Source organism: Bartonella sp. AP4SXKL (assembly GCF_042195845.1).
In the GTDB taxonomy this organism is placed as follows: domain Bacteria; phylum Pseudomonadota; class Alphaproteobacteria; order Rhizobiales; family Rhizobiaceae; genus Bartonella.
Genome location: NZ_JBHIPA010000011.1, coordinates 52,075 through 62,188, shown reverse-complemented (window position 1 = coordinate 62,188; position 10,114 = coordinate 52,075). Strand labels below are relative to the sequence as shown.

Annotated in this window: 2 protein-coding genes; both read left to right on the top strand. The window is 39.2% G+C overall.

Features of this window, described 5'->3' with window-relative positions; translation table 11 throughout:
- Positions 1–6,018: autotransporter outer membrane beta-barrel domain-containing protein (locus ACFIMI_RS06875; protein WP_375692367.1), on the top strand; the 6,018-nt coding region annotated here is incomplete at its 5' end.
- 676 nt (positions 6,019–6,694) lie between these two features.
- Complete coding sequence (locus tag ACFIMI_RS06870; RefSeq protein WP_375681958.1) at positions 6,695–9,817, top strand: autotransporter outer membrane beta-barrel domain-containing protein; 3,123 nt, start codon at positions 6,695–6,697, stop codon at positions 9,815–9,817.
- Positions 9,818–10,114: the final 297 nt, after the last annotated feature.

The window sequence follows — 10,114 nt, the reverse complement described above, 5'->3', positions numbered from 1 at the left end:
GTTGGCGTTGGCGGTGTCCCTGGTGGTGTTGGCGTTGGCGGTGTCCCTGGTGGTGTTGGCGTTGGCGGTGTCCCTGGTGGCGTTGGCGTTGGCGGTGTCCCTGGTGGTGTTGGCGTTGGCGGTGTCCCTGGTGGTGTTGGCGTTGGCGGTGTCCCTGGTGGCGTTGGTGGTGGCGGTGTCCCTGGTGGTGTTGGTGGTGTCTCCGGTATTAATACTCCTGCTTCTGGTGCAAATTCATGTTCTGATGGGAGTTTTAAGACCCTTAACTCTGTGATCTGTTCTGATGGGAGGGCTCATACACTAAAGAGAAGTACTATTGGTGTGTTGAAATTTGGCGATAATGCTATGCATGCAACAGGACAGGTTACTCAGAAAGACGTGTATACCGCAGGTGATAAAGAAGTCTTGTATTTAGTTCGAGGGACAACTGTTGAGTTAGAGAAAGTGTCTATTAGGGGGAAGGCTTTTCCAGAAGGTAATGTTATTTTGAGTTCTAATGAAAATGATGATTCTAAAAATTTCAATGGTTATCTTAATGCAAAAATGGGGGCGGGGGTATTAGCAACGCTTAATTCAAAAGTTAAGCTAGAAAATTCAAGTATTAAGGAATTTATAGTCGGGGTTGATGCACAAAACGAAGGAAGGATTCATATGAAAGGTGGGGGGATCTATTATAGTCAGATAGGAGCTTCTACTGATTTTGCGTCATTTGTTTTTCTAGATGGAGTGAATTTTTATGCAGTTGGGGTTGGGTTGAACAGTTCTGGTAGATCTGGAATTATGATGCAATCTGGGTCGATTAATCTTGATAAAGGGGCGGTGGGAGTTGTAGCAGGGTATAAAGGGGTTGTAAAATTAGATGAGGTTAAGATTAATATTAAAAAGGGGATAAGCGGGCGAAATAGTGTTGATTCTGTTGATTCTACAGAATCTCCAAATCTTATTTTCTTGTCAGATGGGGGTTCTATTTCTTTTAATAAAGGAAAAGTTGAGAGTTCTGATGCAGTTGTTTTGTGGGTTACTCGTGGTATTGACGAGTTTTTAGTCGGTCCAATGGATGATCGTGCTTTCGGAGCTGGTGTTTTGGCGAGTCGTTTTGTTATTGATGCTAATGGTGATCGTAATGATAATGGTGATTCTATTTATACAAAAGATGATATGCTTGAAATGAATGCACTCTATGATGTTTATCACGTTATGGATGATGCTTCTGAAGATGTTCTCTCTACTCTAAAATGGACTGTAGGTAATAGCAATGCTTTGCAATATATGCAAAGTATTACGGGTGATAGGGAGAATAAAAATTATTTTAAGATTAAAGCTGATATTAAAGAATCAACTATTCAAATAACCGGGAAAGATTCTTATGGCATATATTTTAATACGGTATCTTCAGAAGATGAAAAAGAATCAGGTGAAGAAGTAACCGTAAGAAGTTACGACGATAATGAGAGCATGCCGATGGTTCTTTTAAAAAAAGCTACTCTTAGAATTCCAGACGGTGTAGCTATTTATGGTGGTGATTTAAATGGTGCTGTTATTTTAGGAGAGGGTAGTGTTCTTTCGGGTGATCTATTTTTAAAAGCTGAAGCTCATTCTAATCTGTTAGTGCATGCTCATAAATCTTCAATTATAGGTGAAGCTCGTGTTGATGAGAATGCAAATGCTGCACTTTATTTGTCTCATTCAGGATTGTATTTAACAAAAAGTATTCATCATAAACAATCGGAGAGAAATACAAATCATATAGATTCAAAGCTTTCGTTTGTAGATCTTTCAGATAGTAATATTGTATTTTTGCCTCCAAGAAGTGAAGATGAAGGTTATCAAACACTGCAAATTGGAAATAGACGAGATGAAAACACTCTAGGTAGGGGTTTCCGTGCTCAGGGAGATGCTAGGCTTTATGTTAATGTGAATTTTGTTTCTGATAATTTAGATAATGTTAAGCTTGTGTCTGATAAGCTTTTGATTCATGGTGATGTTTCTGGAACAACGAAGGTGTATGTAAATGATACTTCTGTCATCACCACTTTAAATAGCCAATTAGAAAATGGAGCGAAAGTTCAGCGTCAAGGTGTACAAAATCAAGATCGACGGGAGGAAAATAGAAAAAAACCTGCCTCTCTTCAAATTATTCAAGTTTATGGAGAAGCAGAAGAAGATTCTTTTAAACTTGCTAATGAATATGTTACATTGCAGGGATCACCTTATCAATATGTTCTTAGGGCTTCTGGTCCAATGCAATATAGTGCTTCTGGTCCAATAAGATATTCCAGTAGACCAAGAAAACCTGAAAATAGACCTGAGGTAGTGTGGACTTTCAGCTTAGAAAGTAAATTAGAAAATGGTGAGAGGCGGCAAAGTATAGCTCATGGACCTCGTAATCGTATTAGTCCTAAGACACCTTTTGTGCGACCTGTTGTTTTTGATGTTTCGTCATCTGAAGATGCAGGCACTGTGTCTGGGGTAAATAGTTCTTCAGGATTAGATTCTTCATTAGTACCTGATCAAGTTACTGCTTCTGTTTTGCCAGGGAATCCTGAAACACTTGGGAGATCTGATGTAGAAGAGGCTGATGTATCTGTTGGAAATCCTGTTACAACTTTTGAATCAGAAGGACATACTCCATCTGCTTCACTAAGAGTTTTGACAACTGAGGAGACTGTTGATGGAAGTGAAGATACTTCTCTTATTGCTTCTCCTAATGGAACAGATAGTCAGAATGAAGTAGAAAATGCTACAGTGACCCACAGTGATACTGATACAGTTGATGTGAATAGTGATATTACAGAGGTTGGATTAATTCCGTCTCAGGCTGTTATATCTTCTGCTCCTCAATCTTTTACGCCGGAGAGTTCTGGACTTGGAAGGTCTGACACAGGCGATTCTGATGTGGAGTTAGGTCTTTTGGCTGGAATTTCGTCAGTCGCTGGAACTGAAGAAGGTACTTCATCTTCTACGTTAGATGTTCTTCCTGCTGAGCCTTCTGCTCCTCAGTCTTCTTTGTTAGGAAGTTCAGAGACTATAGAACCTACTACTTCTGGAAAAACTGGAAAGCCTAAGGCTTCTTCTTCCTTAGTTAATTCTACTGCGTCTAAGCAAGAGAAGCCTGCATCTAAGGAGATGGGAGATAAACCTGTAGGGCGTGTTCTACTTTCTACTGGCGGAGCCAATACACTTAGATCTGAATCGCAAAACCCTGGGGTTGTATATACTGTTACATCAACCAATGGTATAAAGCAGGAAGGTGGTTCTTCTCAATGTAGTGGAGATATGGGGAAAAATGGTGCGGAGAGATTGCAAGTTGCTTATTCTTGTGCCGATGGAAAATTACACACGATAACAGGACAAACACTGAAGGCGCGTGGTGATACTCAGCATTCTATGCATGCAAAGAGTAATACAGTTGTTAAGTTAGAAACTGCCACTATTGTTGGAGCAGAATCTGATAAAGGAAGTAATTTTGGTGTTACGCCATCAAAGTTTGTGAGTGCTGTGCTTGCAGAAGAAAAAGCAGAGATTGTTTTGGATAAAAACTCAACAATTCAATCTTCTGTAATTGGGCTTGAAGCTAAAAGTGGCGGAAAAGTTAAGATGATTGGTGGAACAGTAGATGCGCTTTATGTGGGTGCTTTGGCAGGTTCTGGATCGTCTGTTAACTTAAAGGATACAAAAATTAACGTGACGGGGAATTTTGCTGCAGCTGGTCTGGTGAGTCAGGCTGGTGAGGTAACCATGGACTCTGGAAAGATTGCTATTGAAAGAGGAGTGGCAGTAAGGTCGGAATCTGGAGGCAGCGTTAAGTTAGACAAAGTTAGCATTACTGCGAAAAAAGCGCAGAATAAGTTAGATTCAGCAGAGAATTTAGAGCGTGCAGCTTTTCTGGTGAGTGATAATGCTTCTGTTGATTTTAAGAACGGAAATGTTGTTACTGATGCCCATGCTGTGTGGGTTATGAAGAGTGGTGATGCTGTTGAGACGGGTTCTTCTAGGAGAAGGAGATCCTCTGACGTTCGTCCTACTATGAATCACGTAAATATCGAGTCTTCTGCTGTTAAAGTGGAAGGTGACGGAGTCTACGGTATATATTTTGATGGGGGAACACAGAAGGAAACGAGTCAACAAAATCGAAGTCAGGATTTAACAACTGAGAAAACAAATGTTGTTAAGCGGAGTACTGTGTCCAAACAGGAAAAAACGCCTATAGGCATAACAGGGACAGTTTCGTTGAAAAAAACTGATTTTGAAGTTGCAAATGGTATAGCTATCTATGGTAATAATTCTGGTGGTCGTGTTTTATTAGAAAATAAAACAACTCTTGCTGGTGACTTGTTATTAAAAGCCGAGAATGATTCGAACATGTTGGTTTCAGTTGATAGTTCTATTGTTACAGGCGGTGTTCGCGTTGATAAAAATTCTTATGCAAAATTAGACTTGGTTAATAATTCACAGTGGATTCTAAAAAGAAGTGCACAGAGGAATTTGGGGACTCTAGATTCAGGATGTGTGGATTCATGCATTTCTTCTGTAAGTCTTGTAAATAGTGCTATTGATTTTGCACCTTCGGAATCTGAAGGAAAATATCAGACTCTCCATATTGGAAATGGGAAAGGAACTGTTTATGCGGCACAGGGTAATGCTGTAATTCATCTCAATGCACGTTTAAATCCTCGTGATCCGAGTGATCAGCAAGTCACTGATCGGCTTGTCATTCATGGTGATGTTTCTGGAAAAACAAAAATACATGTACGAGGTGATGCGGGCAATGTAGGAGATGGTAAAGCGAATGCCAAGATTGCTCATACTGTTTCAATTATTCAGGTCTATGGTCAAGCGAAGAAAGACTCTTTCCAACTCGATGGCAATTATGTTGCACTGAGAAACTCACCTTACAAATACACCCTTCGTGCTTATGCTCCAGAAGCGACTTCGAAACAGGAGGATGTTCAGCAGAAATTTGTTAAGGATGGTGGAGAATTTTGGAATTTCCGTTTAGAAAATCAGTATGTTAAGTCTGTTGGATCTGCTGCCCTTCCTGAACAATTTGTAAGGTCTGTTGTTCCACAGGTTCCAACTTATCTCAGCTTGCCTAATAGTGTATTCCACGCTGGTTTGATGGATATTAGCAATCAAAATAAGCAATTGGAGACGTTGCGGATGACTTCTACAGGAATGGTAGAGGTTCGTGAAAATCCCGCTTTATACTTGCGCGGCTATGGTGGAAGTTATCATTATGCTTCAGATCTGTCCGCACTTGAATATGGTTATGACGGCGATCTTAGTTATAATGGTGTAGAGGCGGGTGTTCTGCTGCAAACTATTGAAAATACCGACAGTGCTATATCCTTTGGCATTATGGGAACTTATGGAAAACTTTCTTTGCAGCCTGTGAATGTTGAGTACAGTCAGAAGAGTGCATTTGATAAATGGACTGCTACGGTATATGGTAGCATGCAGCATAATGTTGGCTTCTATGTCGACGGTCTTTTATCCTATGGTCTGTTCAAAGGTGATGTTCTCACCCTTGCACGGGGTAAAACAGCAACATTAAAAGGTAATCCTTTGAGTGTTTCTTTAGCTGGTGGTCAGACAATTATGACAGGATATAAGGGCTTTGTCTTTGATCCGCAGGTTCAGGTTGTGTATCAACATCTCCAGTTTAATAAAGCCCGTGATATCGACAATTTTGATATTGAAATGGGTAACCTTAATCAGTGGGTAGCACGTGTTGGTGGACGCTTAACCAAGATTCCTACAGGTTCTGAAGGCGTGAATGCTATTGCTTTCTATGGTAAGCTTTATCTTGCTCATGGTTTTGAAGGAAAACAGTTTGTGCATTTCAATGATGCTTTCAAGTTAGGAGCTTTTGGTTCTTCTCTAGAGGCTGGATTAGGTTTTAATGCCAAACTGTTGCCACAGTTCTCTCTGCATGCTGATATTCTCTATCAACACAAGCTTAATAAGGCTGGTTTTTCGGGAACGAGTTTTTCCGGAGGAGTACGTTATCAGTTTTAATATAAGGTACACTATGTACCTTTTTAGAAAAGGCAGCACATTGTGTTGCCTTTTTTCTTTATAACAACTTGTGTTGTTCTTAAGAAATCTCGTCTTCTTTATTAAGCAAAAAAGACATAGTTTGTTTTATGCATGAGAGCACTTTTCTTCGCTAAAGCGAATTTTCTTAAAATTTATGCTGCTACTGATGCGATAGAGTGCTTCGCTTTTATCGGCTTTTTAAGCGTTCAGCAGACCGGTATGCGTTACGTTATCCTTTTTGGTACTGTATTGATATTATCTAATATAATATTTGATGTTTTCTAAAGCTCGTTTTTGAGAGTTTGTTTTCTACTGATTTAAGTCATTGTTTCATTCATCTCCTTGTGGATTAATTTTTAAAGTTCACAAGGTTTGATTGTGTTTTTAATTAATTGCACGCACTGGTTTTATTTTTTCTTTACACGAAATACAGAATGCATTATACACTTATAAAGTGTGTTTTTGCAATTGTTCTCTTATAGGTGGTTTTGGCGTAGAGCTTTTGCCAAATTTATTGGGATAATTCATTGCACAGTTCAGATGAGCATGAGGCATGTTCTTTTGTTACACTTTTCGTATTTTTGAGGTGTGCAATGGGGTGTTTTGTAAGTGCTTTTGTTTTTAATGAGAGGGGAAGGAAAGTTTCGAGGGAACTATGATTAAAGTTTTTAGAAATCATGTATGTTTATGTGCTTGTACAACAGCTATCCTCTCTTTGCTTCAAAATGGAAGAGAAGTGTATGCGGCTGCAGAGGGGAAGGATAGTAAACCTTATGTTATAAAGGTTATTCCAGTTGTCTCTGCTAATTCTTCTCCTCAGCTTAGCGGGAGTAATAAGCATAAGCTTCCTCTTAGTGGAGAAAGTGGTGATAATTATTATCCTCCTAATATGATTAATGTTGGCAATAACGATGATGGTATTCGTGGGGGAAATGATTATCGTAAGCTGAGTGGATTAGTTGGGGAGAATGGGCGTAAGGAAAATGTAGATAATACGGTTAAAAATGAGCACTCTGATGGAAGAGGAGTGAATCTTGGGTTTTATTACTATAATCGGTTGTATTATATATGCGATAATTGCGGGGAGTCTAAAATTGATAATAAATCTTATAAGATTACGAATGAGAACGCTTCCTTCTATCCTGATGATCCTACTGCTATAACGGTGAAAGGAATAGGTACAGAAGTTCGCGGGGAGGATGTAACGGTTAGTAGTCAAGTTGCTGATAAAACTTTTCTAGTGGGGGTGCATGTATTAGAGAACGGTAAGATTGTTTTGGAAGATCCGATTATCAAAAATACAGTTATAGCCCTTCGTGCGAGTGATGGAGTGATTGAGGTAAAAAATGGAAAAATTAAGGAAAGTCATGAGGGTGTTGATGCAACAGAGAATTCGTTTGTTCTTTTAGAGGATACAGAAATTAAGACAGCTAATGGGAATGCAAGTCTTTTAAGTTATGATCATTCAGAAATTTGGATGTCAGGTGGATCAGTTGATTTTATGAACAGCCATGGGATTTCTTCGATGTTAGGTGGAAAAGTAAATCTCGAGAATGTTAAAATTACTGGGAAGGGTGATAAAGGTAAGGATCGTGCGGTTGTGCATATGGATTTAGGGGGGGCTGTTAATTTAGAGGGTAATATTGTTAGTACTGGTGGGGGTATCCATGGCATATTATTAGAAAATATAGTCAATTCTATTCCTCTTCAGGAAGTTAAAGATTTATCAAATGAGGATTCTGATTCAAAAATTCCTGTGACTGAAGTTAATATGAAATCCTCTTCTGTTACCGTAAATGGTAAGGGATCTTATGGTATCTATTTTCGGGGAGAGAAGCCATGGAGTGAAGGTGGGGATAAAAAAGAAGAAATTTCATCAGAGGAAGAAAAAGCTCCACCACGATTAGAAGTTGTTAATTTGGATAAAACAGAGTTTTCTGTTTTAGACGATGCGGCTCTTTATGGTAAAAACATGATTTCTGGTGCGGTGGGGTTGGTACACAGCACTCTTCGTTCAGGGAATTTTTTATTAAAAGCTGAGGAAGGTGCTTCTATAACAGTTTTGGCGGATGCTTCTACTCTTGAGGGTCGCACACACGTTGATAAAGACTCTAATGCTGAGCTTTATTTGGGAGGCCGTTCTAAATGGATTTTACAACAACCGTTGCAAAAAGATCAACACGAGGCTGCACATGATTCTTCTATTTCACTCGTGAGTCTTATGGATGAGAGCTCTATTAATTTTAAAAGACACGAATCTTCTTCTGTTGATGATTATCAAACCCTTCGTATTGGAAAGGGAAAGGGTGAAGTTTATAGAGTACGGGATGGTGCCTCTATTTCTCTTAATACATATCTGAATAGTGGTGGTGCTCTTAATCATCAAAAGACGGATCGTGTTTTAATTCATGGTGATGTTTCGGGAAAAACAAAGCTCCAAGTGCATGGAGTTGCAGGAAGTCCAGGAGGATATACGGGAAAGGGGGGGAATGCTGAAGGTATTTCAGTCATTCAGGTTTCTGGACAAGCAAAGCAAGATTCTTTTCAGTTGGAAGGTGGTTATGTAGCCTTAAACGAATTACCTTATCAGTATAAGCTTTATAGTTATGGTCCAGAATCTGAGTTTGGAAAAGCAAGTATGGATCAGAGATTAGTTGAAGGTAACGGGGAATTTTGGGATTTTCGCCTTGAAAGTAGGTCTATAGATTCTGATGTTCAACCTAAACCAGATCCTTCTCCTAAGCCAATTCCGGGACCAGAACCTTCTCCAGAACCAGCTCCGGAGCCTCATCCTCGTCCTAAGCCGGGCGTTAAGGCTGTTGTTCCGCAGGTTCCGACTTATCTCCTTTTGCCTAATGCCTTACGTCATATTGGTTTGATGAATGTTAACAATCAAAATAAGCGGTTAGAAGCTTTGCGAATTACTTCTGGGGGCTTATTAGAAAGTCGTGAAAATCCTCTCTTTTTTGTGAGCGGTTATGGCGGCAATCATCGTTATACTTCAAATCTTTCCACGCTTGAATATGGTTATGGCGGCGAGTTTGATTATAATGCACTAGAGGCAGGTGTTTTGCTGAAAGCAATCGAAAATATGTATGGTTCCACTTCTTTTGGAGTTATCGGGGCTTACGAGAGATTTTCTTTGCAACCTTTGAATGTTGAGCAGAGTCAAAAAAGTACATTTGATAAATGGTCAGTTACGGCATATGGTGGTATGCAGCATGATGCAGGTTTTTACGTTGATGGTCTTGTGTCTTACGGCTTGTTTAAAGGTGATGTTCTAACAACTGCACGTGGCAAGACGGCAACATTAAAGGGTTTCCCTTTAAGTGCTTCATTGACTGCTGGTAAAACGTTTATGGTGGGGGAAGACGGTTTTGTTTTTGATCCGCAAGTTCAGGTTGTTTATCAATATCTTCAATTTAATAAGGTGCGTGATGTGGATGGCTTTGATATTGATTTAGGAAAGCTTCATCAGTGGGTAGGGCGTGTTGGAGGGCGTTTAACAAAGAGGCTGGTTGCTACTGATGAGGCTCAGGTTGTTTCTTTCTATGGCAAGCTTCATCTTGCTCATGGTTTTGAAGGAAAACAATTTGTGCATTTTAAAGATGCTTTCCAGCTAGGTGCTTTTGGTTCTTCATTAGAAACAGGATTAGGTTTTAATGCCCAATTGTCTCAAAAATTTGCGCTTTACGGCGATTTGGTTTATCAGCACAAACTAACGAAGGCTGGTTTTTCTGGAACGAGTTTTTCAGGTGGATTGCGTTATCATTTCTAGTGTTGTTCCTGTTTTTGATTAATCTTTCAAAAAGCCACAAGTTGTACTTGTGGCTTTTCTCATTATCTATTCATCTTGTGTTATAGCATTTTTACGAGAGTATGACTTTGCATATCTTTAATATGCTTTTAGGTTGGACTTCTTTCATTTTTTTGAAAAGTCTGAAGAGTTTGTACGTTATTGTTTCAAAACGCGTATTTCAGAGTGATTATTATATTATTTATAATATTTTGATTTATAAAGATATTTTTAATTTAGGGTGCTGAAATATTTTCAAGGATTTTATGATGAATCCAT

What these genes read in the sequence shown, in the direction of transcription:
- ACFIMI_RS06870 (WP_375681958.1), top strand. Translation starts at nt 6,695, where the DNA reads ATGATTAAAGTTTTTAGAAATCATGTATGTTTATGTGCTTGTACAACA.